Source organism: Vibrio sp. 1401 (assembly GCF_033340295.1).
In genome coordinates this window covers 1-25879 of sequence record NZ_JAWOWF010000044.1, presented here as the reverse complement: position 1 = coordinate 25879, position 25879 = coordinate 1, and the positions used below count along the sequence as shown (strand labels likewise).

General features: G+C 42.6%; 26 protein-coding genes. 6 read left to right on the top strand and 20 right to left on the bottom strand.

Translation table 11 applies throughout. The annotated features are described in order from the left end of the window. From sppA to R7Z77_RS18935, 7 genes are all read right to left on the bottom strand, one after another. Positions 1–963: a signal peptide peptidase SppA gene (sppA, locus tag R7Z77_RS18965; RefSeq protein ID WP_014386852.1), complete on the bottom strand. Its 963-nt coding sequence runs from the start codon at positions 961–963 to the stop codon at positions 1–3. A 2-nt stretch (positions 964–965) separates the two neighbouring features. Next, complete coding sequence (locus tag R7Z77_RS18960) at positions 966–2096, bottom strand: hypothetical protein (RefSeq protein ID WP_014386851.1); 1131 nt, start codon at positions 2094–2096, stop codon at positions 966–968. Positions 2097–2101: 5 nt separating this feature from the next. Beyond that, positions 2102–2395 carry a hypothetical protein gene (locus R7Z77_RS18955; protein ID WP_014386850.1) on the bottom strand — a complete coding sequence of 98 codons (294 nt, stop codon included), beginning with the start codon at positions 2393–2395 and terminating at the stop codon, positions 2102–2104. Positions 2396–2405: 10 nt separating this feature from the next. Beyond that, complete coding sequence (locus R7Z77_RS18950) at positions 2406–2879, bottom strand: hypothetical protein (protein ID WP_014386849.1); 474 nt, start codon at positions 2877–2879, stop codon at positions 2406–2408. A 776-nt stretch (positions 2880–3655) separates the two neighbouring features. Continuing rightward, complete coding sequence (locus tag R7Z77_RS18945) at positions 3656–4060, bottom strand: hypothetical protein (protein WP_014386847.1); 405 nt, start codon at positions 4058–4060, stop codon at positions 3656–3658. Beyond that, positions 4050–4439, bottom strand: a complete 390-nt coding sequence (locus tag R7Z77_RS18940; RefSeq protein WP_014386846.1) for a hypothetical protein — start codon at positions 4437–4439, stop codon at positions 4050–4052. The genes R7Z77_RS18945 and R7Z77_RS18940 overlap by 11 nt, the downstream gene beginning before the upstream one ends. A 54-nt stretch (positions 4440–4493) precedes the next feature. Next, entirely contained in the window at positions 4494–5306 is an 813-nt protein-coding gene (locus tag R7Z77_RS18935; protein ID WP_181726419.1) for a hypothetical protein, read from the bottom strand. 400 nt (positions 5307–5706) lie between these two features. Between R7Z77_RS18935 and R7Z77_RS18930 the strand changes: the two genes are divergently transcribed. Further along, positions 5707–6168 carry a hypothetical protein gene (locus R7Z77_RS18930; protein WP_014386844.1) on the top strand — a complete coding sequence of 154 codons (462 nt, stop codon included), beginning with the start codon at positions 5707–5709 and terminating at the stop codon, positions 6166–6168. A gap of 863 nt (positions 6169–7031) precedes the next feature. On the opposite strand, the gene R7Z77_RS18925 is transcribed toward R7Z77_RS18930, so the two are convergent. Beyond that, positions 7032–7322 (bottom strand): hypothetical protein, encoded by a 291-nt coding sequence (locus R7Z77_RS18925; protein ID WP_014386843.1) that lies wholly within the window; start codon positions 7320–7322, stop codon positions 7032–7034. A 24-nt stretch (positions 7323–7346) separates the two neighbouring features. Next, the gene (mobI, locus tag R7Z77_RS18920; protein WP_014386842.1) at positions 7347–7901 is read right to left on the bottom strand and encodes a conjugative transfer protein MobI(A/C); all 555 of its coding nucleotides are present in this window, start codon (positions 7899–7901) and stop codon (positions 7347–7349) included. A 472-nt stretch (positions 7902–8373) separates the two neighbouring features. On the opposite strand from mobI, the gene R7Z77_RS18915 reads away from it, so the two are divergent. After that, positions 8374–9351: a ParM/StbA family protein gene (locus R7Z77_RS18915; RefSeq protein WP_181726418.1), complete on the top strand. Its 978-nt coding sequence runs from the start codon at positions 8374–8376 to the stop codon at positions 9349–9351. Positions 9352–9364: 13 nt separating this feature from the next. Then, positions 9365–9640: a hypothetical protein gene (locus R7Z77_RS18910; protein WP_014386840.1), complete on the top strand. Its 276-nt coding sequence runs from the start codon at positions 9365–9367 to the stop codon at positions 9638–9640. Between the two features lie 76 nt (positions 9641–9716). Here R7Z77_RS18910 and R7Z77_RS18905 read toward each other — a convergent pair whose 3' ends face one another. Genes R7Z77_RS18905 through R7Z77_RS18890 form a run of 4 tightly spaced genes read right to left on the bottom strand, consistent with a single transcriptional unit; the run spans position 9717 to position 11734 of the window. Continuing rightward, complete coding sequence (locus tag R7Z77_RS18905) at positions 9717–10244, bottom strand: FlhC family transcriptional regulator (RefSeq protein ID WP_342749706.1); 528 nt, start codon at positions 10242–10244, stop codon at positions 9717–9719. Between the two features lie 37 nt (positions 10245–10281). Continuing rightward, positions 10282–10887: a hypothetical protein gene (locus tag R7Z77_RS18900; RefSeq protein WP_014386838.1), complete on the bottom strand. Its 606-nt coding sequence runs from the start codon at positions 10885–10887 to the stop codon at positions 10282–10284. Between the two features lies 1 nt (position 10888). Next, complete coding sequence (locus tag R7Z77_RS18895) at positions 10889–11431, bottom strand: transglycosylase SLT domain-containing protein (protein WP_014386837.1); 543 nt, start codon at positions 11429–11431, stop codon at positions 10889–10891. A 45-nt stretch (positions 11432–11476) separates the two neighbouring features. Then, a complete protein-coding gene (locus R7Z77_RS18890) occupies positions 11477–11734 on the bottom strand; it encodes a transcriptional regulator (protein ID WP_032073043.1) in 258 nt (85 codons plus the stop codon). A 702-nt stretch (positions 11735–12436) separates the two neighbouring features. Between R7Z77_RS18890 and R7Z77_RS18885 the strand changes: the two genes are divergently transcribed. After that, entirely contained in the window at positions 12437–12823 is a 387-nt protein-coding gene (locus tag R7Z77_RS18885; protein ID WP_109320325.1) for a hypothetical protein, read from the top strand. Between the two features lie 50 nt (positions 12824–12873). On the opposite strand, the gene R7Z77_RS18880 is transcribed toward R7Z77_RS18885, so the two are convergent. The 6 genes from R7Z77_RS18880 to R7Z77_RS18855 form a co-directional block, all read right to left on the bottom strand. After that, complete coding sequence (locus tag R7Z77_RS18880) at positions 12874–16515, bottom strand: conjugal transfer protein TraG N-terminal domain-containing protein (protein ID WP_181726417.1); 3642 nt, start codon at positions 16513–16515, stop codon at positions 12874–12876. 6 nt (positions 16516–16521) lie between these two features. Beyond that, positions 16522–17961, bottom strand: coding sequence for a conjugal transfer protein TraH (locus tag R7Z77_RS18875; RefSeq protein WP_014386833.1), 1440 nt, complete (start codon positions 17959–17961; stop codon positions 16522–16524). A 1-nt stretch (position 17962) separates the two neighbouring features. Further along, complete coding sequence (traF, locus tag R7Z77_RS18870) at positions 17963–18967, bottom strand: conjugal transfer protein TraF (RefSeq protein ID WP_318136402.1); 1005 nt, start codon at positions 18965–18967, stop codon at positions 17963–17965. 119 nt (positions 18968–19086) lie between these two features. Beyond that, positions 19087–20601 (bottom strand): UvrD-helicase domain-containing protein, encoded by a 1515-nt coding sequence (locus tag R7Z77_RS18865; protein ID WP_014386831.1) that lies wholly within the window; start codon positions 20599–20601, stop codon positions 19087–19089. Positions 20602–20657: 56 nt separating this feature from the next. Continuing rightward, complete coding sequence (locus R7Z77_RS18860; RefSeq protein WP_014386830.1) at positions 20658–21209, bottom strand: DUF1566 domain-containing protein; 552 nt, start codon at positions 21207–21209, stop codon at positions 20658–20660. Next, the gene (locus R7Z77_RS18855; RefSeq protein ID WP_046224259.1) at positions 21209–22846 is read right to left on the bottom strand and encodes a DUF1566 domain-containing protein; all 1638 of its coding nucleotides are present in this window, start codon (positions 22844–22846) and stop codon (positions 21209–21211) included. Before R7Z77_RS18855 ends, R7Z77_RS18860 begins: the two co-directional genes overlap by 1 nt. Before the next feature lie 350 nt (positions 22847–23196). On the opposite strand from R7Z77_RS18855, the gene R7Z77_RS18850 reads away from it, so the two are divergent. Beyond that, on the top strand, positions 23197–24012 hold the full coding sequence (locus tag R7Z77_RS18850) for a hypothetical protein (RefSeq protein WP_032073040.1): 816 nt from the start codon (positions 23197–23199) through the stop codon (positions 24010–24012). Positions 24013–24397: 385 nt separating this feature from the next. Further along, positions 24398–25480: a hypothetical protein gene (locus tag R7Z77_RS18845; RefSeq protein ID WP_032073039.1), complete on the top strand. Its 1083-nt coding sequence runs from the start codon at positions 24398–24400 to the stop codon at positions 25478–25480. Positions 25481–25547: 67 nt separating this feature from the next. Here R7Z77_RS18845 and R7Z77_RS18840 read toward each other — a convergent pair whose 3' ends face one another. Next, the gene (locus tag R7Z77_RS18840; protein ID WP_318136403.1) at positions 25548–25739 is read right to left on the bottom strand and encodes a hypothetical protein; all 192 of its coding nucleotides are present in this window, start codon (positions 25737–25739) and stop codon (positions 25548–25550) included. Positions 25740–25879 lie beyond the last annotated feature (140 nt).

Sequence of the window (25879 nt, the reverse complement as noted above, 5' to 3'; positions counted from 1 at the left end):
TTAGTAAACTTTTACAGTTGCCAATTCATGAATCAGGGTTGAAGCTTCCATTTTTGCGCGTTGTGTTAAGCGCTTAACGATGTCTTCACTTGGTGAGTAATCAACGAGGTTTGTTTCTTCTATAACATTGCGAGAAATAGAGTGTAGGCTTCCTAAACCATCAATTAACCCAATCTCAAGTGCTTGCTCTCCATTCCAGATCAATCCAGAGAACACTTTTGGATCGGCTTTGAGTCGTTCACCACGGCTCTCTTTTACTCGCTCGATGAACTGCTGGTGGGTTTTCGATAGCACTTCCTTCCAGAAGCTAGTTATCTCTTCTGAAAGAGGGGAGAATGGGTCTAACAAAGCTTTGTTTTCACCAGATGTTATAGCTCGTCTTTCAATACCCAATTTTTCCATGAGCCCGGTAAATCCGAAGCCAGAACTGATGACACCAATAGAGCCAACCATACTTGCTTTGTCCGCATAAATTTTGTCTGCGGCCACGGCGATGTAATAGCCACCAGATGCACCGATATCATCAATTACAGCGATAACTTGTTTTTCTGGGTATTCTGCTTTTTGAGCTTGAATCTCTTCGTATATTCGACCTGCTTGCACAGGGCTTCCACCAGGACTGTTTATTCGTAGAACGACAGCTTTTGCATGGGGATTTTTGAAAGCAGCCTGAATGGAAGGTATTAGATGATCTTCATCTGCAAGTGAACCCGCAGCGATTTCTCCTTTGATATTAATGAATGCAACATGTGGAGTGTCAGCTTTGGATGTCTGCCAAGGTAGTCCTCCTGGATTTGAAGCTACGGTTAGAAATGCAACTATCATAAGGACAAAGCCAAGGGAGCGAATCAACTGAATCCCTCTTCGCCATCTTCTGTCTTTTACCTGTTCCTTATGGAGGGTAAAGACCAGATCTTTAATCATGTCTTTTTCCCATGCTTCTGGTTTATTGTTTTCACTCATGTTTATTCCTTAGTTGTGGTTTGTTTTCGACCTGGGTGAGGTGGAACCAGAAACAGCTCCCATTCTTCCTCGGTTAATTTGTTCTCTTTCGCTAATTCAAGTTTGTCGGCTTGTTTTAACCTCTCTGATAACGTGGATTCCGCTAACCCGAAATTAGTAGCGACTGCCGCAACGGAAGGGTATCCCTTGCCATTTATCACAATTTCAACATCGGCTTTTCGATTAGGGGGAATAGCGTTGAGTACCTTTTCCCAGTCCATATCTGAAAGCTCGTTACATCGTGCCTTTTCCAATAATTCTCGATGTCGAAGTCTCTGGTAGAGAGCCGAGTACGTTAAGTTAGCGGCTTCGGCTAGATGGTTTAACGTGGGGTAGGAATCACCTTTATAGGTGATAGGTTTGTTGGCCGCCTTTGGGCCCTTGTTTGGAGCTGGTGGTTCAGATAAGACTGAGTTCCAGTTCTCATCTGTCATAGTGTTGGTTTGGTAGGCTTTTAATAGCCCTTTATCCCTAATCCTTGAATAGAGAGTCCTTTCTGCTTTACCAGTTTGTTGGGCCAGTTCGGTTAAACTAGCGTAGGGTTTTCCTTTGACGTAAATAGGTGAACTCTTTCTTCGCCTTGCTTTACGTTTTTTAGTCTTTTTTTCTGGGCAAAATGTGCCAGCTTCTCTTTGTTCTATGAAGACAGAGCTAGTTTCTGCGTTGAAGAACTCATCCGCTATTCTATTTTTAAGCTCCGTTGCCCTGGCTATGACGACATCAAGCATTCGATCAACAGCCACAGCATTTGCTGCACTATACGGAACCAGCTTTCCTTCGCGGTTGCGTTTAAGGCTAAGTGCTTCTGCTTCTCGGCAAAGCTCTGTACATTGAATAGCGAAATGTCCGGTATCTTTCATTAGGTATGATGAAATGATGCCGCTCATTTTCCTCGTGAATCTTGAAGTCATATATTGAACATGCCCATCCATCAACTCCTGGCTTTCTATACCAAGCTTTCTGGACAGCTCTTCAATATCTTTTTGTTTATAACGGAAAGCCGAGTGTTTTAAGCTTTGTGCATTACGAATAAGCTCTTGACTCGCGCCATGTCTCTCCAAGTCGGATATTAGGAATGGGGCCAATAGATCCATGCGCACTACACTCCAACTCCAATGACCTTCAAGACAAATAGGCATAGCATTGAATAGAAGGGGGTTAGCAGTAGAGATGCCATGACCATACCGAATACTCGTGCTGGCATTTTTTTAGCGTACATAACCATCCAAGGCATCATTGCACATAAGGCAGCGATCATTGCTCCACCAGCGCCAAGCTCAGGGAAAAGCACTGATTGGATAAGGATAAACAGGCATTGAGCATAGCCAGCTTGATTCAATGGCTTGTTACTAAGGTTTTCTTCACTTTTTTCTGGTGTTTGAGTTCTTTCCACATTTCGCTCCTTACGCCAACTCTGGTTCACCGAAGTATTGACGGTATAAGTCGTGATCATTCGCTAACAGACGCTTGACTGTGCTTTCATCAATCTCATTAATTGCCATGATTAGGATTTGGTCTTTCCCAATCACACTCATATCTACAGTGAACCAAGTGCCTCTGACCGATTTAGCAAGAATTTGTAGGTTCCAAGGCACTTTTATCTCGTTGGCCGCAGTGATGTTTGAAACCTTAACAACCGTTGCATCCTTCCCGAGCCAGCGTTTGTTATCAATGACAAGATCCATATTGTCGAACGCTGATTTGGCTGCTTTTTTGCGGATTTCTATGATGGAGTTTGAGCCTCCATTCTTGGCCGCAAGCCAAAGAACTACCCCTAATGCTGTACAGGCGACGATAGGTTTACCTGCAAGACCAGCAATTACTCCGCCGATAGATATCAGCAACATCATTGCTTTATTGATTCTTGTTAATGGCATAAGCCCTCCTTTGCCATGAGAGTAACGGATAAACAGCAAAAGCTTCTCACGGCAACATGCCCAATAAGGGCAACTGAGAACTCAATGAAACAATCCCTCACACGAACAGGACGTCTTTATTAGTCCTTGCCTAATAGCCTGATATTTGTAGTAGAGAGAGACGACTTTTTTTTCATTCAGTAACTTTGTTCTGATGTAACGAACCTTGTTCTTTCCGTCGGGCTGTGGGACAACCGTTCTAACGTACCCGTAATCGGATACCTCTAAGTTGTATTGATTTTTAAGAATCACTCGGTATACAGATAGCTGGATTACATCCGATTCAAAGATCCTGTTATCTTTCCTTAACTTGGTATCCAGAGGGATAAGGACTTTCTTTTTTGATAAAAAAACCTGATCAACTCTTCCATGCAGAGGTACAGGTAGTGTTGTTGCCACATCTTCTTCACAAAGAAACAGAGTTGCGTTTCTCAACTCTTTTGGCATGTTTTCTTCACTCCACCAGCTGAGCACCTCATGCAAATGCTTTTTCCGCCATAGGTCTACTTTGGCAATTAGAAATGGAGCGACAATCAGTGAAACTAACAACAAGACTATATTCATAAGATACTCTCGATTACTTTATAGTATCATTATATAGCCCCTTAAATATTTGTCACGTAGCCACTTAGGAAGTACTAAGCATTTAGGTTCGGTATGAGGGAAGGGGTAGCGTGAAAGACTTTTAGGGCAGGGAAGAGCCCCGTGTAGAAGGGGCTATTGCAGCTGGTGGAGCACTAGTGAAGCAAAGAGGGGACTTTCACATGTGAAAGTCTACCGTCAGACATCATATCTAAGGTGTCTACATCTAAATTTGAGTCTCTTAGCCCTTTTCCTTCGTAGACGATATCTGGTGTGCAGCTTGATTTAAATACGCCGTGGGGAATATGATCGAAATCCCCAAGCCACATTCTAAGTCTGAGATCAACGATGTAGTCTCCTGGCAATGTAATCCAGCAATGAGGGGTTACTACGTCTCCTGACGACTTTTCTGTTACATAGCCGAACATGCAACAGTGTTCAACGTTGGCTTGTTTCAGAAGATGGCTTACTAGATAAGTCATTCCATCACAGTCAACCTGACAGTCCTCCAACACAAACAGAACTGTTTCTAATTCAGAAAACCATTCCTCATTGATCATTTGAAAGTTCCTTTTTATTTATCTCATTCTCAAAAGGGTACGGCTTTCTTCTTTCCGCCAATTCAATGTCTGCTCCGCACTGTTTACATAACCCCTGTTCCTTTGCACAGCTGTCGCAGACTGCATCAGTAGCAGTTGAGCCGAACTGCATTGTTTCTTCGCAAACACCACAAGGTTTTGATGTTATCGCAGCTCCTCCTATTCGTTGAGAACGAGCGTAATAGCAACATAAACACAAATGCATGGACTCTCGTTTTTCCTTTTCGACGTCAGAGGTAATCCTTTCGGCAAGTTGGAGTATGTGCTGGATTTGTTCTTTAGCTCTTTTGTTTCTATATGAAATTGTTGAGCGTGTAATTTGTTCTTTCTGCTGCTGCATGTCTACCTCCTGAAAAAGGCAATCTCCCTAAGCAAAATGCTTGGGGAGAGCTAATTAGTTCTCTGGGTGTATGAACAATAGAGGTTCGCCATTGTCGAGTAGATAAGGCGTTTTAAATTTAGATTCACCTACCTGTATGTTCCCAGATGCTACGTAAACATAAGCCCAAGAGGGAAGTTTTCCGCTTACAAGTGAATATATTTTGTCGCTTGGGACATGGCTACCTTTGCCGGGAGTAACTCGGAATCGGTTGTAGTAAACACTGTGGTTTGATTCAAAAGCATACGAATCAATTTCATCGACTCCGACAAAGCTAGGGGCCTTTGCTTCGCGGGGCTCAAAGACTTCGGTTGCTATGTAGCAGAGATCCACATTTGTCATGCCTGGTTTGTATATGGGGCAACCGTACTCTTCACTGTGAAAGTAGAACTCTACTTTGCGTTCGGAATTGCCATTTGTTGCTTCATACTCTAATCCCATTTCTTCTAGCGTTGATTCAATGGCCGTTTTCATTTCAGACAAAAGTTTTTCTTGAGCATTTTTGGTGGATGACGCTTCGGACTTTGGCATCCATGCAATTACGCTGTTTCTGGATGCTGTGTCGGGCTGCTCTAAAAGAGAGGTGACAAGCCCCAATCCTAACCCTGATGTTAAATCTAGGTTCGCACCGAAGGAGGAGGTAAACAAAAGAGAGTTTGTCGCAGCGCTGCCTGCAAATTGCAAAGACTCGTAATTCTCTCTTGGGACGTATTTGTCACTTACATCGTACAATCCACCAGCCTGCGCGATGTTATATGCACGACTGTGTGATTCATCGTATGACACTGGTTGGGAAGTTGACGCACAACCAGTCATTATTACCGACATTATTGACACGCCTAAACCTATTAGTTTTCCATTTATCATTACCTAACTCCTAAGTTGTTTTTAGGTTGCTTTTGTGTTCCTTTAGTGAACAATGCAACTTTACCTTATCTATCAAAACACTACCTTAAAGGCACTTTGCTTTTCTTGACGGCATTCAATCTATTTTTATGCATACCCAGCATTCAATCTAAATGTCGTCTTTGGGTTGCTTTTCGATATTTCACATTGAAAAGCCAAGTCCGTTTTCGGTTTGCCTTTTAAGCTCATTATATGACCTTATAAAGATGATGCAATACACTAATTCACGGCTGGTTAAAGTAAATGTCAGTACGGTCGATTAAAGAAAATCAGTGTCCTATGCTTTTTATTGGACGCTCAGAATTGGCTTGGAGAGCCTTGTATGGAATTTGTCGTTATTACTTTCTTTGGATTAGCTATATCCACGCTGGTGGTGCAATACACTTCTCGGCGTACTAACGGAACAACGCTAAGTTATTCCCAGTCTTTTAAGGTCGTCTTAATTCGCAGTGGAGTGGCTGTGGGGGCTGGGTTTTTGATTGGTAGATTGTTCTCAGTAGCGATTTCAAAAGGCTTTCTGAATAAGGATGTTTTGATAGAACAACCTCTGGTTGTTGCAGGTATAGTTGCGTTTTGCGGCCTAGCTTCGTTCCTGGCATTTCAGTGGGGTTACTCAAAGATTTCCGGCAAACAGGTCTCTCTGTTGTCAGCTCTCAAGTTCGCAGTCAAAGAGATAGGGTACTTTATGTTACTGCTTGCTGGAGTGTTTGTTCTTTCGTTAGCTCTGTTTGGTATTGTGGAGGTTATGGCGAGTAATGGTTCTGAGTTGTCTATCCGGTCTTGATTCGATGTGTGATGTTATTTCGGTGCTCGGAAACATCACCAAACCGGGTTCTAATTCATTGATTAGCCTCTAGTGCTATTTATCTTCTTTGCTTTCACCAAAGCAGTTCCTATGGACCGAAGGAAACACAACTAGGTAGTACCAAGCATTACATAAATCCTTCGGTATCTTCAAGACATTCATATCTGCATCATTTTTTATGACGTTCATCGTATGGCGATAGTGAGCTGGATACCGCGTTTGCAAAGGTAATAAAGCTCGCAATACTTGAGAATAGAACTTCTGAGCTGGCCGCAAGGCAAGTATACACATTGATTTTCTGGATTAACGTAAGACCAGCAAGTGGTTTCGTTAACTCTAGGACCTGCACTGTTGGAGTCTTTTAGGTTGCTAATTGGTAGAGCTCCCTAATTTGGTTTTGGGGTAGGTTTGATATTGATTCATAGACATAAGGCGCGATCGGTTAACTGATCGGGTCTGTATGTTAATTGGCTTGGTGTGTTCTGGTGCGTCATTTGTGTTTTGTCACGCTATGTTCTGCTGTGACATTGTTAGAGCTCTCGTCTCGTTCGAATTTTACCTGGCAATCATGTTTAGTATCCGATTGGTGATTTGTAGAGGGCAGCGTTGTGTTTGGGGGTAATCACCTAATGGAAGTAAGCCGAGAGGATGTAAGCCATTATTTCGACTCTGACATTAAAACCTTTGCTGTGTCTCAATGCTGCTCTTAACAACGTGCAAATTCTGTGTATCAGTAAGGTTTGTTGTGAGGTGACAAATGATGTTTTTATCCACAGAAAAAGTGGATAAGTTTTGTACTAACACCAATTCCTCTGTGTCTTGTGAGTGCAAATTACCCTTGCTTAACTTGCGTATAAAGCTACTAGTGATAGCAATCCCATAGCGAACGCACCGCTTAAACATAGTTGCAGCACACGACGGCATTTAACTTGTTTGTCTGTCATAAAGCGCTGTGTGGCACTCTCATAGGAGAAGTGAGCAAATTCACCTCGCAATGTATCACTGGTTCCGTTAAAAGCGTTAGAGAGCTTTCTAGGCGCTCTCTCGTTGATCCTTTTACTCACTCGTGATCGTTTGATCATTTTTTCACATTTGCCTAATTTTGCCATTTCAGTGGCTGATACAGAATTCATGTTGGTCTCCTTGGTTCATTGTTCTTATAGTTCAACCTTTCGCTTATCAATAAGTTTTTCGTAGTCATTCAGAAGCCTACGGATCTTCATTAGTACATTTGAGCGTTGTCTTAGCACTGCGTAGTATTCTTCGGTCATTTTTATGGACTTGAACTCATCGTCAGTGGCTTTTTTGAATGCTGACAAGTCGTATTGATTGCCTGTCCCTTTCTTGAGGTATGTTGAATACACTTGGGATTTACCCCCCTTTGGATCTGGCTTGAAACGGTTTAAAAACCATTCGGCAGATAGGCTTCTTCCATTCATTCTTGCCCTAGTTCCGAATCGCCATTGATTATTTTCGTCCTCTTCTTCTCTGGCTATTCTGTTTGATGCCCAATGTACGTCTGCTCTTTTCTTTGCTTCAACGATAAGAACTTTCATCTCTTGCTCTAGTGCGGTTTGTATCTCTAGAACAAAGTCTCTTGATATTGCTTCAATGTCATCAAGGTACAGTTCAGATCTTTCATCCTCATTTTTGGGATCTAACAAAAGATCCCAGTCTATATTTGCCTTCTTACTGGTTTTATCCGTACTCATTTCTTAGGCTCCTGAGCTGGCTTTAGCGTGGCTAATAGCAAAATTCCTAACCAATTCCTATCCAAATACCTATCTATCTGGAGGATTTAACTCTTTTATCCAGATAGATAGGTACTCTCTTACGATAGCTCGTGAATTATTTTTGTCAACGCTCTATCTATCTGGATAATTTGTTACCAATATCCTAGATATTGCAATCTTTATGATTATGTATCGGTTTTATCCAGATAGATATAGGATTTCTACTCATAAATATTTCACTATACACCAGCGAGGTTATTAAAGAGTCTTGAGCAAATGCTTCGATTGTTGCTTTTTTTTGGTTTTTTTAATCGAAAAGCAATCTAAACGCCCCTTTTGGGCAATTGTGGAGGCGGTCTTGGTAAATGTCGTGATGTAAATTGTCTCTCATCGGCTGAATTGCATCTAAAAGCCATCTTGTGATTACTTTTTGATTTAATAGGAGTGGGGCATGTTTGTTCTTGGTCTAGATATTGGATACTCAAACTTAAAACTTGCATTCGGAGAGAAGGGGGAAGAGCCTAAGGTTGAAGTTCTGCCTGTAGGCGCTGGGCCAGCAGAGCTTATGCCTCAGCAGTTAATGGGAGGCGCGTCTAATTGTATCCTGGTGGACATAGACGGAGAAAAATGGGTCGCTGGGGTAGAGCCAGATCGATTGCAGGGTTGGGAAAGAGAGTTACATGGTGATTATCCCTCAACCAAATCGTATAAGGCTTTATTTTTAGCTGGCTTACTTTTGAGCGGACGTTCAGAGATTGATGTTCTTGTAACTGGTCTTCCTGTTGATCAGTTTATGGATAAGTCTAAGAGAGATGCACTTGTTGAACGTCTTACTGGTGAGCATCAAATTTCACCTAAAAGAAAGGTGCTGGTGAAATCAGTTGTAGTCGTGCCTCAGCCTGCCGGAGCGTATATGGATGTGGTTAGTTCTTGCGATGATGAGGAACTGTTAGAAATCATAAATGAAGGTCGAACAGTTGTTATTGACCCTGGGTTTTTTAGTGTTGATTGGGTCGCTCTCGAAGAGGGGGAGGTACGTTATCAATCTTCTGGTACGTCTCTGAAAGCAATGTCTATTCTTCTACAGGAACTAAATAGACTAATACAAGAGGACTATGGTACGGGACCTGGATTAGAAAAAATCGAAAAAGCTATCCGCTCGAATAAGAAAGAATTGCTTCTACACGGTTCGAAAGTTCCTCTTAGTGAGTACTTCGATAAGGCTGCGTCTAAGGTTGCTCCAAATGCATTAACGCCTATGAAGAAGTCTATGCGTGAAGAAGGTATGGCTGCTGATGCTGTGTTGCTTGCTGGTGGAGGAGCTTCGGCTTACAAAGAAGCTGCAAAAGAACTGTTCCCTCATTCAAAGGTTGTGGTTCCTTCCAACGCAGTGGCATCGAATGCTCGTGGTTTTTGGTTCTGCGGCTAGTTAAGGGGGACATATGGCTAGTAGTGATTGGGATGGGAAAATTAGTAATTTCAAAGTCTCAGAGCAGGCATTTCCCGAGCTTTATCAAGAGCTATCTCAAATGCATCATAAGGAACGTTGTGACCGTCTTAGATGTTTAGCTATGTTAGGTATGTATGCTCTTAGAGGTGGGGCAATGACTACAGTCCAACACTTTAGCCCTCCACTTGAAGAGCAGGTTGAAGAGAAAAATAATAAGTTAGACAAAGCTAGGAATGGGTTGAAAGGTAAATTGCTGCAAAGTGTATGACGCAGATTGTAAATAGAGCGTTGTTCCAATAGAAAAGGGGTGAGAAATCTCACCCCTTTTTTAATCAATGAGCAAATCAAGCATAAGAATAGTTGCTTTCATGGGTGAGCGATTCTTCTTCATTTTTTCCGCTACATGCTTGGTTTTTACAGAAAGGGCAATCCACACTTGTTCTTTGATTAACTGATGTGAAGTAGTTGCACTTGCAGCTATGACAAGTTTCTATCATAGCTTCACCAGAACGCAGCTCTTGGGCTAAACACCACGCATCGGTGATGTCGAGCATCTGCCAACGAGTTCCTTTCATTCCAGGCGTCTCATTTCTAATAGCGCAATACATTTGGTAAGCCACATGGAGTGCATCAATGTTTATTGAACGAAGGGCCGCTTCGCCAGCTATATTGTAATAAAGCTGCATCAATAGAGACGCTTCAATCTTTGATGTATGGCTATGAATCAAAGTTGCACCTCCACGCGCAGTTCTACTCTTCCTGCAAATTTCAAGACCTTCATCTTCTAGCTCTTTGTACATTCTACGTACTTGCTTGTAGGTAAGTCCTGTTTCTACCATGATGATCTTGGTAATGTATCCAGCCAAAGCCATGTTCCTAGCCGATATCCATCGGGCCAAAGAGTTTGAATTACAACTCATTGCCGCCTCCCGTTGTAGTTATAGATTGTTGATGCTTCTTTAAAATGAGGTGTGTAACCCTTTGTTCGTCACTGTCCAGAATTTCTCTCACCAGCTCAGGTGAAAACCTGATCGAAAATGGCATGTCCTGGCTACATGCTAAGTTTCTTAGTTGATTATCAGAGGCTTGAGATACGATTTTTGTAAGGTTGACTGAGACCCCGAAAGTTTGCGCTGCAATATTAATGTCTTGCTGTGACACTTTTCCCATAAGCAGCCAATATGCAGCCCCAAATCCAGAGTCAGAAGAAGGCGTCAAACAAATTTGATCGAAGGATTGCTCCAAGTGTGAGATATAGATTTTTTCTGGCGAGGAAAGCTTAAAAGAAAGGATTACACCTGATGATAAGAGCTCTAATTGATGCTTTGTAGCATCCGCAAGTGCTTCCACTGTTTCCAGTGGAAGAGAAAATTGCTCCGAGACTTCTCGTGGGTGGATTTCTGCTAGGTGCTTCAACAATGTCCATAAAGACAGATCAAATTCGTAAACATTTCTATCAGCCTGGGATTCACTAAGAGAGGCAATATTCATATTGTAAGAACATGAGTAGTCCATCCTAAATGCCCTCAGTATCCAAGTTTCTATAAATGGCAAGGATTCGACTGCCGTAATTTCTTGCTCTAGCTTCATCAGACCAGGTGTAATAACGACCGATGCCTAGCTCCAAATCTCCAGGAGCGGACGAAATGCACTGGGCTAAGTAACCAGCTCCGACGTCAACGTTTTTAGCAGGGTCCAAGAGCTCATCTGGAGAACTTACTTTATCTCCATGCCAACGCAGATTGATTTGCATCATACCTACGTCAACATTTCTTCCGTGCTGAGCGAGAAGTGCATCGAGTTTTAACTTGGCTGATTCGAGAGAGGTCTCGTAATGAGGACCACCTTTGAGTGTCCTTAATGCCCAAGGCCAAGGGCTAATGTTTCCATCACCTCGACCTGTAGCTGACTCAGCCAACGCAACAGAGTACAAAAGCTTCGCTTCTACACCGTGTTTTATTGCTGCCTTTTCGAATACTGTACCAGTTAAGTCAATCGCGTTTGCTACGCTAGACATCCCGAGCAACGTAATTGCTATAAACTTCTTGACCCTTGCCATATATGAAAACCCTTATTTTCCTAGCCAGTCCTTCGGGGTGATCCCTTAAACTTTCAATTTTTCTTTTGGTAATCCGTCTTCGTATCTTTCCGGCCATATCTCAGTAGGCTTTTTGTTTAACGCTTGTGCGATAACGTACTCCCAGCGCGGGGACGGTTCGTACAAAGTGTTAGAAAGTACTTGTCGAGATGTTTTGTGCTCCCTTGCCAGGGATGCCAGGGATTTCCCTTGTATCTTTAATTGATACTTTATCCAACTGCGTTTCTGTTCTTCGTTTTGGGGAATTTCGCTATTCAAATACATCCTTTGTCTCTCTATTACCAAACTCTTTTTAAAGTTGCTTTCTTGTCGTTTGTTGACATTTCTTGACGTATTATGACCTTATTTATAGGATCATAAAGTGAGCCTATCAACAGAAAAAAACTTTAAAAATAGTTTTATCTTGCGTGGTAACGTTTTTTGCAGTAAGCGAATTGAAATTTGAAGTTTAATTTTTATGCAGGTGCTTTTGACCTGCTAGAATTTTATGCCCAGTTGGGTTGGAGTCATGGGCTATAGGCGTACCATTCGGGGGAGTGGTACGAAGAGGCAGAGTACCAAAAAGGAATGTACTCTACGTGTGTGTAGTAAGCTAAATAAGGTTTAGGAACCGAGCGGGCGCTGGTTCCTAATAAATTCACAACTAACCCTAAGGGTGATTCTTATTAATACTCTGACTTGCAGATGGGATCAGATGCAATTGCAACCATTACATTTGACCGAATAGGGTGCATTTTAACCACTAATAAAATTATAATCAACTGATTTCACAAATGGTTCTTTATTATATTTAGCGTATTCATCACATTTTTGCTGAGTGAAAGTCACATTTTTCATATTTTTCTATATGAAGATGGCGTTATAGGCACTTTCACATGTGAAAGTGAGTAGTAGAAGACGGATTCATGGTTGCATTATTTGATTCTGTGTTATATTGGTATTATGAAATTCGTTGAGGGTAAGAGCATGAAGCATGTCATTAATATTATCGGTTTGTTTCTGTTGCTGCTGGGGTTTGTTATGGCAGCGGATACTGCTTGGGGATGGGCTTTGATGTCTGTTCCTGTAATGTACTGGACGTTGGGGTTTGTGTTATTGGTTCATAAAAGTCCATTTGCAGCGATTGTTTTCTGGTCTGCTGTCGCATACATACAGTGGCAAGTAGCATTGGTAGCAATGATGGCTTTTATTCTTTTCGTTGGGATGCGCGCTGTTTATTCTGGTGGTGTTAATAAAATAGGAACTGGGAGATGCGCAAAGAAAAAACGACACAATCCCGCTACAGGTTTGCCAATGATGGGCCACAAAGGTATGGATGTAGATTCAAATGGTAATCCTTTTAATACCTTCTAAATAAAAAGGAGCACTTGGTGCTCCTTTTGGATTCGGGTGAAAGGGAAGAATTAATCGAATTGCTGATTTGCAATGTTGTAGCCACGAACGGCAGTAAGATAACTTCCTGATCTATCTCCAGCGTCACCTGCATTTTGTAAAACATTCACAAGTTGGTCTGTAAACTCTTGGTTTTGTTGAGATAAAACAGGGCTGCCATCTTCATTCATCATTACTGAACCATTAGCATCAGTTTCAGCATACTGCATTTTTAAGTTGTTAACAGCTTGACTCATTCTATCTTGGTTAGTATCAAAAGATTCAGCATAAACAGCCGCTTGTTCGTTTGTTAAACCGTATCTCGATGTCCCGAGCTCAGCCATAGTTTGCTTGAATTCATCTCCATATTGTTCCATGAAATTAGCTGCTGCACTACAGCCAGCTTCCGCTGCCGACGCTGCCGCTGCTGCGTAGAATGCCCCTCGTTGTTCTAAGCTCATTCCTTTAGCTGCTTCTGAGAGATCCGACTCTCCCGTTAACCACTCTTTGGCTGCGTTGTAACCGCTAGCTGCTGCGCCAATAACATTACGACCTAATTTTGCCGCTGCAACTGCCATTTCTCCGCCAAAGCCGTACTCTTCGGATATATAGTCGTCACCACGTTGAGTCGCTTCGATAAACTGGTCCCTTTGTTCTGGTGTCATGGTTCGCAACTGATCCATTGCATTTGAAAAATCGCTCGCTGTCGCCTGTCCACCAGCTACTGCTGCACCACCAACTTGCTCAGCTCTTCGAGCCAACCAGTCTCCAGTATTGTCTACTGCCCCCCAAGTGGAAGCGCTCCATGACATATCCGGCAAAGCATTGAGCATATTATTTCTTGCTTTTTGCTCTTCTGGGCTAGAAACAGCTCGGTTAGTCTGATTTGCAAGATTGCCTAATTGTTGGAGGTTTGCATCATGTTCGCCAGTTACCGGAGTAACAGGAGGTGTTGGTGGCGTTTCTGTTACCGGAGCTGTGCCAGACGTACTGATTGTGTTCTCCCTAAAATTGGAAGGTAAAACAGGACCGCTTCCAACGTTGCTGCCAACTGTCTGCCCTAAATTCTCTGGCACAGTCGGAGGAGTGAGGCCGCTGTACTGTAGAGGGTCGCTTTCAAATCCGCTATTTCTCCCGGTAGCTAAGTTGATTGCACTAACAGCAGCTTGGAAGCCTCCAACTTGTTGCCCTGGCTGATAGTTGTTGGTATTTGTCATAGCTGTCAGTCTAGCTGCCGCTTTAGCTACACCTGGGTCCATGCCATAACCACGATATCTTTGTTCGAGATTTGCCGCTTCTTTTCGAACTGAGTCCGGTGCATTTTGATAATGTTGGTTGAGGTAATCCATTGCTTCTGGCGAGCGAGCGACTTCGCCACCCAATGTTTTAAAGTCGCTATTTGTCATCGAGCCCATAGAGTTTTGCAATTGATCCATTGTTGTATATGCATTAGTGGCAGAAACAAGCTCTTGTGCAGACTTAGATAGATTTTGAGATAAATTATCACCCCATGACTGTTTAAAGGATTCGCCACCTTGTCTATTAATGCCATGAGCTAATTGATTGGTAAGTGCCTGAGAATCAGTCTTCCCCCATGAAACATTTTTCATGAATTGCGATACATCACTGGCAGACCATGTTGACGTATCTGTTGCAGACGATTCCGTTTTTCCCTGGGCTTGAGCAGTTAGACCTACAATATCACCACCACCGCCTTTGGCTCCATCCTCTTGAGAAGGTATAGTTGCCAAACCAGTTCCTTTGGAGGGACCTTTAACTGCATTTTTTACTGCTGCACGAGCGGTGCCCATCAGTGGCATTACCATTGCCGCAGCTTCTTTTACATCTAAAGAGCCTGTAGCCTGCATTGCGAACGCGCCTTTTACAGCATCGGCATGTTGATCATCAACTTGAAACTTATCCATGAAGCTTTTAGCTTGTTGATTAACCAACTGGCTTTGTTGAGTGTTTTGTGAACCGATTGTTCGGCCAATGCTAGAAAGACGGGAGTATGCTTGGTCTTGTGATACGCCATGAGAAAAACCTCGGCCAAGGGTGTCTGAGAATGCTTCTGACTTCTGGCTTTGTACTGCCCTTGCTGAGCTAACCCCGCTTCCAATAGATGAGCCAAGAGAAAATGAACTGATCATGCTTTCCGCTCCTGTTGCCATCGTCCCACTAAATTGGTTGTGGTTATATGCAGGTTGACTGTTCATTACTGGGCCTTGATTCAAAGCGTCAGGCGACTGAATTTTCTCATTGACATGATCAGAACCGTTAACCCTGTTAGCTAGACTGGTAAATGCGTATGTTGATCCTGTCACTATGAATAGTGAAATAATAGGAGTGGCTGCTGCTAACATTCCCCCCGTAGCGATCCAGTTCTGTAGAATGTCTCCTGTTGAGGATAATGCATACATTGAGTTTAAGCCTGGTGTAGACAGGCTTGCCATTTCATTAGTCGCTGCTGTATGAATGAATAGGTTTGTTATAGATAGAACTGGCATCCATAGCTGTATCCAGAGAACCGTTTGGAAGTATTTTCCTGCCAACGTCATTCCCATTGAACCCATAACGATGATAAAGCCCATTATAGGAGTTATCGCGTAAACAAAACCTTCAAAGAACGTTAACATCGGTCTGACGACTGACATGAACATAGATTGCTCTGCTGCCCATTGAGTGTTTCGCTGTTGAATCGCTTGGTTAATCATCAATGCAGAACCATAGTCTTGAAGGTCCTGGTATCGTCCGGCAGCTGCTTCATAATACAAAGGCTCTAGTAGAGCGACTTTTGTATATTCTACTGCTGAGGTGGAAATTGCTCCTACTGCTTGTAATGAGTCAGCTATCTTTGTTAGAGCATTTACACCTGTATAGGTAGGATCTACACCAAGTAGATTGTTTAAAGCGTTATTTACATTGGACCCACTTAGGTTATTTAATGCCCCAACAATGCCAACCCCCTCAGCTGTAGACCATGCCTCACTACAAGTAAAATCACCACCATCGGGATTCGACGCGTTTAGATATACACGCGTTCCGTATAGTGAAGAATTGAATTGTAAGGCTTGATCTAAAGGGAGTGTTAGAAGCTCATCTAAGCTCATCAGGTTGAGATCTACTTTTGTTAGCGTACATTCTCTAATGTAATTAGAAACTGAGCGACGAACATCAACATAGCCACCACCTTGCTCTTGGTTTAGGGCTGTAAAAATAGCGCTATCGTACACACCGCGTCTTACATCATTCAGTAGCTTGAGTGTTTCAGAAAAGTGAGTTTCAGTAACATTGGGTACGATAATGCCGTAACCAGTCTCAAATAATTTTGTTAGGGTGTAGCCAACATTCGATATAACACCTCCGGCAAAGCCTATACCAATCGGCACGTTTGCCACAGGACGAACTTGCCCGGTGTAAGCATCTTCAATCTTGACTAATGAAGTCGGTACGAAGAAGCAGGCGTATAGTAGCCACCCCATAAAAATTTGCTGAATATTGATCTGTTTTGCCCCTTGGAAAACAGATTGAACGGTTATCATCACTACACCAATAAGCAACCCAACACTGACCATCTTGGTGAAGTCATTGGTCCCCGTGATCATGGCTACAGCAATTAATATCTGCTCAAGAAATGCTGAGTCGCCAATGGAGTAAATAGTAAATTCAGGCATGAAGTTTTACTCCTTTGTTCTTGGTGCTTTAGTTAGCGTCGATAACATATATTTTTGCTTTCGAACGTTATTTAGGAGGTTGTTGTACTTTTCGATTTGAGAAGAGAGATCTCCATATTGAGCTGTAAGAATTGAGTATTCGGCTCTCATGTTGGCTTGAGATTCACGTAATACTTCCAACGCTTGCTGTTTATAAGGACTATCACTGTTTGATATAGCAATAAATGCAGCTCTGAAAAGCTCATTAGTAAATGAATACATCATTGCTAGAGAAATCGCTCCAGACGACTCTGAGGCAAATAACATTGCAGAGTCTTTAGATAGAACAGAAAGATTTCGGATGATTGCACCTATACCAACAGGTAAGCTAGCTAAAAAGTTTTGCTCGCTAGTTGATAGTGTTCCAGCATTACTAGCAAACTTGAAAATAATACCTGTAGATGTACTTGAACCAATAAGCATATCTTCAATTTGGCTCTTTATGCCTGTGATGTTGACGGTTTTAACACCGCCACCAGTTGCCCCAGCGCTTAGGCAATTTTCAGTATCTGAACCACATGAGTATATTTCAACGTTACTACCAGTGATTAGATCTGAAATTTGGATTTTATTGCCAGGTAAAGTGGTGATTGGTGTCGTTTTTTCCGTAATACTTGCGTGTGAATCATTAACAATATCACCGATTATTACTGTTCCCGTCACAGACATTATGGCTTCTAGTAATGTGTTGTCTCCGTATGTGAACCATGCGTTTGCATTATTTTTCTTCAATTGCTTCCAGATGATATTACCAATCATTTTCTTGTACTCATCTGGGTTGTTTGATTTCAATTGTTCGAGTGGTGTAGAACCGCCTTGCTCTTGCTTAGATGAGAATACATCGTCAAACAGACCCGTTGTGGTAGCTGTAATGGAAGCGTCAGTTTTGTGTTTAACATCGAATGAAGAGGTAGCGTCATTTACGATACCTTGTGCAAGTTGACAAGAATTACCCAAATATTGGTTTAATTGTTGTATTTTCTTTTGGAAGTTTTCTATCCATTTTGCACCATCAGGAAAGACGTTATCCAATGCTAATTGGAATGCGTATCCCTTTGCATTTGCAGCTACCGAACGCAGCAAAGTGACGATTTGTTCTGCGTTAACAAAGCTCAATGAGCCCCCAAATAGGTCAACACCACCACAACCAGCTTTCCATGATGGAGGTGTGAATGACACTAGGTTTTCATTAAATATGCGTGTTTTCGTGGTGTATCGACCACCAGCCAGAACCCCTCGACGCTGTGTTTCAAATACACCTGGTTGAGTGACATTGCTCATTTCATTGAAAAGGGCGTCCATTTCAGACTTTAAGCCGTTAGCTGTAGATATACTCGGTACTGTCCACAGAACGGATGCTACGCAAATAGCGAGAGCTTTCTTCCGCAGCTTGTTCTTTCTGAACATCTTATTTCTCCTTAATTTTTTCGCGGATGAAGTCCATCAATTGTTCCGGCGGGATATAGTTCCCTTTATCATCCGTCATGATTTCTTCTAAGGAAGCCTCACCTGTTTTATCGGTAAGAATTTCCGCAATGTTGTTGTCGGTATTAACCAGTGCTCTTGTTTTGTTGAATTCGTCATCACTGATCCAACCTGCTCGGCGAGCAGTAACTAGAATTCGATTGGCTGTATCTGGAAGTGACATTACCCCTTGCCCAACAGGAGCAAAAATCCCATCTGGTGAAGCTAAGAATAAAGCTGGGTAGGTGACGACACCTAGCTGTTCGGCATGGCCGTTATCTACTTTGAACTCGGGGAAAATGTTTCCTGGGAAAGGGGTGCCGTCAGAAGATACTGCCACGACAGTAAATCCATATCCTTGCTCAAGCATTTTGACTATTGGAGCCTGTATTTCGCACATTTCGCAGTTTGGCTGGTAGAAGAAAAATAGACCCACACGACTTGCTACAGTCCCAAGTAATGTCTGCCTTTCCTTCCCAGCCTTACTATCTACTTGCTGAGATGCGAACGTGGCATAAGGTCTTCTGGACACTTCATCAAGATAAGGATCACCTAAAATAGCCAGTTCATATGCATCTTGCGCTTGTTCTGAACGATCCATTGCGAATCGCTGCATGTAAGCAAAAGCTTTAGCGTTCTCAATGGTTGGGTTATCCCACCAAGCATCTTTGTATTTAGGTAAGTTCTCTCTAAACCACGCAGCAGAAAAATATTCAGGTCCTTCACTCTGGGCCATCTGTTCTTGCTCAGGAGGTGGTGGGGGAGGTTGCACTGCTACTGGCTTAGGTTTAGGTACTTCTTTTTCTTCTGGCTCGACTTCATAGAAAAACCATCCTTCCGCCTTTCTATCGTAAAAGCCGGGCCTACTGTCTTCTGCTACGGAGATATTTGGCATTGAGGCTATCAATGCCAGCGCTAAAGTAGCTTTCTTTAAAGTCTTGTTGTTCATGTCACCACACATATTTTCCCATTCAGGCATATGGTAACGGGGGGGAGGATTAAGGAATGCATCTGAAACCTCCCATTTAGGGCAATTAGGGGAGGTTTTATTGTTGTATTTTTGGTCGATTAGGCTGTTTTTATGTGTTCTGACTGATTGTTAGTTGCTTCTTCCTGCTGAATCTTTTCAAGTTGACGCTTATGGGTGATGTACCTGATCACCATTTCCACTGAAGCGTTAAGCGCAAGTGCTCGCATGGCTCTCGTGCTTGCAACGTAAAGTAGATTGATCTCATCATCCCGTGCCTCAGGTTCTAGCTCGGGGTCCAAAACGTCAGGGAAGTCATCAAATAGTTGGACATAATCCCACTCCAGTCCCTTTGCTCTATGACTGGTAGACACAGTGACATTTGCAACCAATTCGTCTTTTACGGTGTTAAGGCGTAATATCGCAAGATGTTCAGGAAGATCTTCGTAGGCTTCGATAATTGCCATCGCTCTAAACATCTCGTTGTCTTGAGTCGCACGAGCTATCTCGGTGAACTCTTGATAGTCCTCATAATCATTAAGTATCTGCTTGTTTCTGACACGTTCTCTTTCTTCACGTGAGAACCAAAAGATATCTTCCAGATAGTCGATTTGGTAAGACTCTATACCACCAGCCCAGAAAACTTTATGTCCCGCACCTGTGTAGCCCAAAGCAGTTTGAATAACTCCCATTACCGTGCGGTGTAACACAGCATGATGCCCGATATTTTGAGGTAGCATCATAAGAACCTGATCTTTAGCTCCGCGCCCAATTACCGGCTTGGTCTCTCCTTTTAGTTCGAGAAGGGCATTAGCAACCATCGCTACATTAGGCCCAAATCGGAAACTATGTGTGAGGTAGAGTTGATCTGCGTTCGAGAAGCGGGGGTTATTCATCGCATCATTTGCACCTCTGAAACGATAGATTTGCTGGTGGACGTCTCCAACAAGAATAGTCCTTGAGCGCTGCCTAATTACAATGTCACTAGTTACTGGGTTAGCGTCCTGTGCTTCATCAAAGAGGATTACCTGGTATCTCAATGATAAATTGGGGTGAGATAATTGGTACAGCTTTAAGTATCCATCATGAACCATAGGGAAAGGATCTTGAGGTTCACACATCCTCTTCCAAATATCTTCTGCACTTTGAACGACTTCTATTACGTATCTCTCTTGCTTTGTTGTTAGTAGTAATCCAGTATCTGCTCTTTCGAAATGGTCATACAGAATTTGGTCATCTGCGCTGCACATAAATGCATTTAGCGTATCCAGGCAGTCTCTTGCAAGAGTCCAGTTTTTTGTGTTTAACGCTTGTGCTATATCGGTCAGGCGAATGTTTCCCACTAATTTGTGCGCAAACATACGTCCAACAGATGCGAATGCTAGTTGATGAGAGGTTTTGCACGTAACATTTCGGGGAAACTTTTCCGCAGCTTCATCTCTTATCGCTCGGTTGTACGCGATATACAGCATTCTTAGGCGAGGATTAGCAAGAGCATATTTGATGAGGGTTGTTGTCTTTCCCGTGCCAGCATAGGCCCTAACTATCAGTTGGTTTCCTTGATAGTTGGTGATTCGGGCTTGCTCTGGGGTATCAGGTGGTAATGTTTTGTTCATCGCGTGTACTTCACTATGGGAACGCCCCAGAATAAAATCCGGGGCTTACGATGGAATTAGTTGGACGTTTCTTTAAGGTCACGAACTAGCCGCAGATATATATTAGATTGTGCTAACGATGCGAACTCAGTTCCTTCATTGAAATCAATAACTCGCGCTTTCAACTGAGGGTTAACCTTGCTGTCAGGAGTGTTTGACCAATAAAGTACTTTTGGGGTGCTTTTGAATACCTCCAATCTGATCGCAGGAGCTGAGCATGACCTTTCGACAATGGAACCAAGCTCTTTAATGTTGGGTAGTCTCCAGTCAGAGTACCCTAGTAAATTGCTGCTGTTAGCGTCGTCCACAGCTAGTAACGCATCAGACCAAGTAGGAAATGATTTTAGAGTTCCAATGCAGTTATCGGCACTATATCTTTGTCCCATAGTGCAAGTGGTCCACATCAAGCCTGTTGCGGCGTCAGTAACTGTGCCGTCTTTATGTACTGTAAATTGCTCTATATTGGTGGTGGGAGCGATAATATCTGACTTACAAGTCTGTGCGTAAGTTTGAGTTGATATCCCTACAAGACAAAGAATGCTTGCCGCAACGGTTAGTTTGGACTTCATCACTGTTTCCCTCCTCTTGCTAAACGAATGCTCGCCGAGTTGCTTTGTTTATGACACAACTTAGCTTGTCCATTGCTTGAGTCCATGCACCATGCTGTACCTTCACCATTTGAACTCGGGGTTCCAGACCAAATCGGTGCGCCACCTTCGTAGTTATAGAAATAGTCGGTATCGAGCAGTGTTTGACTGTTTTCATAATTGGCAATAGAACGTAGCTCTTCAATGGAAGGTAATCGCCAATCTTTATAGCCACAAACGGCTAGCTCGTTGGCCGCACGAATGTAGTCATCGGTACTACATGATGTGACTTTTACATAGCCAGCGTTATCTGTCGTAGGGAACGCGCATTGTGCCTTATCGTGAACAGGAGCATTACGGTTTTGGAATTCTAGTGAAGCGCCACCAGCACTGCCACCGTCATTAGTTCTATCTTTGCTGTACCAGGTGTATAGGTAGTTTTTAGCTTGCCAGTTTTGATGCCAGTGATAATAAGGGTAAGGAACATAATCCTTTGAGCTTGGGTTTCTGCTGGCACGCCAAGCATCATTTACTAGGGCTTTGAATTCTGCTTCCGAAAGTGAAGATGGAATATCAGTAATTGCATCACCTTTGTTTTCCCAGACGATCCCTGTTCGGTTATCCAAGACACATGACCATGCCGTCGCTGTATGAGGAAGGTGGTTTCCGGAAACGTCTAATTTTGTAAAAGAGAAACCTGCATAACCATCTAAGTAGTTTGGTGAGTCAGTATCAGCGCCAAATTCAGCATCTTGCCCAGGAAGATCATTAGGTGCGCCTTGGGCATCGAAGTCATTCCCATTTACATATCTGGTGACGCCAGTATCGTTTAACACTAAGTCTCCAAGGATAATAACACTGGTCTCAAACTGTTTGCTGAGTGTGGCATTGTTAGCCTCGGTAAGTTTAATTTTTATTGTTTCACCGCCTTCGGGAACGTCATCTTGAACAATATTTAACTCAAGAAACTGCTCAGTAGTTCCAGCCGGGAAAACAATAGTGCTGTCACTGATGACACTATAATCTTGGCCGTTAATAGCTAATCCACTGAGTTCGTAACTGACGCTTACATCTTTTCCTGATGAAGTGTTTAGTTGTAGCGGAATTTTAACGCGACCACTTCCTTCTGATGTGGTTCTGATTTCTGAGGTAAATGATATTTCTGGAGAGGAGTCATCATTGGTGATTGTTACGGTAGCAGTATCTCTCTCTATGCTGGAGGCACCAGAAACATCGAAAATTTGAACGGAGAATGTTTCATCATATTCATCCTTTACATCACCAATGATAGGGATGATCAAATCAACCCGAGTAACGCCATCTTGAAGCTCAAATTCTCCAACAGTTTCCAGGTAATCTTGATCTGATAATGCAGTTCCAGGGGTAGTTCGGTATTTACCTTTAATTACACCATCTTTACCACCGCTACGAGTAACACGCACTTTGGCATCACTGTTACCTGAATTTCCTTCTTTTATCGAGATGTTATCAATTTTAATAGAGCCAGATTTTGTTCCTGGGTTGGTGTTTGTATTGGAACTACTTCCTCCATCTTCTCCACCGGAACCACATCCGCTTAATGCTGCAATCAAAGCAATTGCCAATGCTGAACGTTTCATTAATGTATTGCCCTCTTTAATTAGACCTGTTTGAGGTTTCCAGTCTAATAGGGTAGGTGCATAGATTATGACTCTGTATCAGCCCATTTTGGGCAAATACGTCGCAAAGGTTAGAGACTTCGTGTAATGGTCCATTTTGGGCAGTTTGGGAGTGGAAAAATGGAGTAACGAAAAGGAAAATCTAATCGTCAATTTGGTTTCGCGCTGAAAGATGCTCAAATCTCTGACCAGTCCTTCGACTAGACCGCCCTGTGAAAAAGGTGTTTTTATCTAAACCAATATGTTTCGTGTAAACCGGAGCGATGTTAGGTAATCAGGGCATCCTATAAACTCGCTCTATTGGAGTTGACATGAAAAACCTATCTAATGACGTAACTTTTGCCTCTAAAGAGGCTGCAAATTCATTTGCTGATAACCTTTCCTCAGTTTTGAAACAAGACCATAGCATCTCGCTCAAACCAATAAAACTGCTTCACGCCACGGCTAAATGTCTCGGGTATAAAAACTGGAATCACTGGTGTGGCTCTGCATTTAGCTCCAAATCTGATCTCATGTATTTATCAGGTGATAATGGGGATGATGAATTCTTTGTTTCTCATGAGGAGCGCACTCCAATTCAGTTCTTAGATGCGTCTTGTATTGATGAAGTTAGAGCTAACGATAGCGAAATAGCTTATTTATGTGGTAGTAAGGTGCTGTCTACACTAGAAAAAGCTATCGAGCATATGAGGCCGGATGACGAGTACGACTTCCATATCGAAAACTATGGAGGTGTGATCCATTCATTTGTTGTTGCCAAGCGTTTTATGATGACTCACGAAGAGATCGCGGAGCGAGCAAAGTTATCCATTTTATCGCAATTAAAGCGTGAACCTGATTCTTATGAACTGAAAAAACAATCTCAGCTTGATTATTTTGGGGTCTATGATAACCCTCGTCTTAATACACTTTACTACCGTCTCGATAATGCCATTGGTGCTTTTTTTAATGAGGAACTGGAGCACAGCATTGGCTTTCACTATTTTTCTCCCGTGGAGCAATTCGCTTACTTTGATAGTGAAGGCAATCATAAGGTAATGGATCGAGATGAGCTTATGGAATTTTTAAGTTCTATTGAAGGAAACATCCCTGTATTGGCTGGTGTTTACAGACCTCTCTTTGGATAGGCTCCACTATCAAATTGCGTAATTACCAACCATCCGGAAATTCCGGATGGTTGGATTTTGAACAGATGGATTTTGGTTCCCTCATCTATGAGGGAACCAAATTTATGTGTGTGAATGTATCAGTTCTCTGCCTGATTGCCCTCAACGGGCAGTTCTACAGTGTGTCATTTGATATGTACTTGCTATCATTCTGGGGTCATTACGATTTCGCGCTGAAATATGCTCAAGTCCTTGACCAGTCTTTTGACTAGACCGCCCTGTGAAACAGGTGATTTTATCTTTGCAAATGTCTAACCGTGTTAATGCAGATTCATTTAACTGGGGGCTTGGCAGGTAATCAGGGCAACCTTTCATAGATACCCCGTTAATTTGGAGTTGCTTTAATATGAAAACTACCACGATATCGTTTGGCTCGAAATCAAACGCTGAATATCTCGCAAGAAAACTGTCATCAACATTGAAAGATGATTTTAATGTTTCGCTGAAACCAATCAAACTCCTTCATGCACTAGCTAAGGCTCAGGGTTATAAAAATTGGAACCACTGGGCTGGGGCTGGGCTTTCTGAAAATACAGATCAAGCTTTAACTGAGCGACCACCTATCGCTTATGACTTAGATCTTCCTGTGCCTTTTTTAAAACGAGCTCCGGTTGATGCGAATCCTGACGCGGCAACATCCTATATAGTTGAAATATTGGATATTAATCTTTTTGACTCAGTACGAGTTATGTCAAACGAATTATCCGCCGAGCTTTGTGAGAGGAGAAGAAAAGCATACTCGGAAAACCCCAGCATCACAGCAGGTTCAATGACTGTGTACACAGTGGTTATAACAGGCAAACGCTACACTAATGGACGCGGAGGTTATTGGTACTATGACCCTGAGGTTAAGTATTTTCACCTTCCAAAGGATTCTGATTCAGGTACTTTTGTCACTGAAAAATATTTGAATGAATTGAGGAGCGTTCAGTCCAATACAGTTGTCGAAATGATGCCGCCTGAATACGATGGTTTAGGTCATGCTGTTATTTGCGACAAGTGTGGTTTGAATTACGTGCCAAACTTGGCTGAGGATAGAGTTCTACATCATCAGTTCTGTACTCTATTGTCTTCTGCTAGTGAGTATTTCGGGAGACCTTTGTTTACTTATGAAATGTTTGAAAAGGCCAAATCCGTTCAATTGAACGATCCTAATCCAACTATCGCTGACCAAGCTGCTTTATATAAAAACAAATTGTGGGGATATTTTTCTCGCTCAGTGCAAGCCTGGATGAGGCAACGTGATTTTAAGGAACATCCTCCCTTTTTTGTTTACTCACAAGCAATGATAGCTTCGGACTTGGATGATGGTCACGTGTCTCATGATGTAGCTCAGTATGTTGCTAAAGATATGGGAATTGAGCATCTTGAACAATCTCCAGCAATGCCAAGCGGCTCATCGTATTGGGCTATTGACGACAACATCTAACAATCCTTAAAAGCATCAGTTGTTCGGTTTAACCGAACAACTGATATCAATTTCTTCTGTCTTCGTTTTACGTTGAATCTTCTTTATTTAACTTTTTGGGAGCTATCTGCTCTATTTGTCGGCCAGCGAACGTGCCAAGGATAGTTGAGCTTTGTTTGTCCGAGCGTTGCTTTCTCTCCACTGCGGCCACAAACGAAGCGATCTGTCCAGCCTTGAAGGGTTCATCTTGTACCACGATGATCGGCAACGGAGCAGTCATGGTTTTCTGCCCAGAGAGTTTTACCACATTGGGGTTCTAGGGATTTTCCCCTCTAAAAAGACTTAATCCTCTGTAGACCACACCAATAAATGGCTGCGGAGGTGGGTTACTACTTATAAGTGTGGCAAATTAGGTAAATA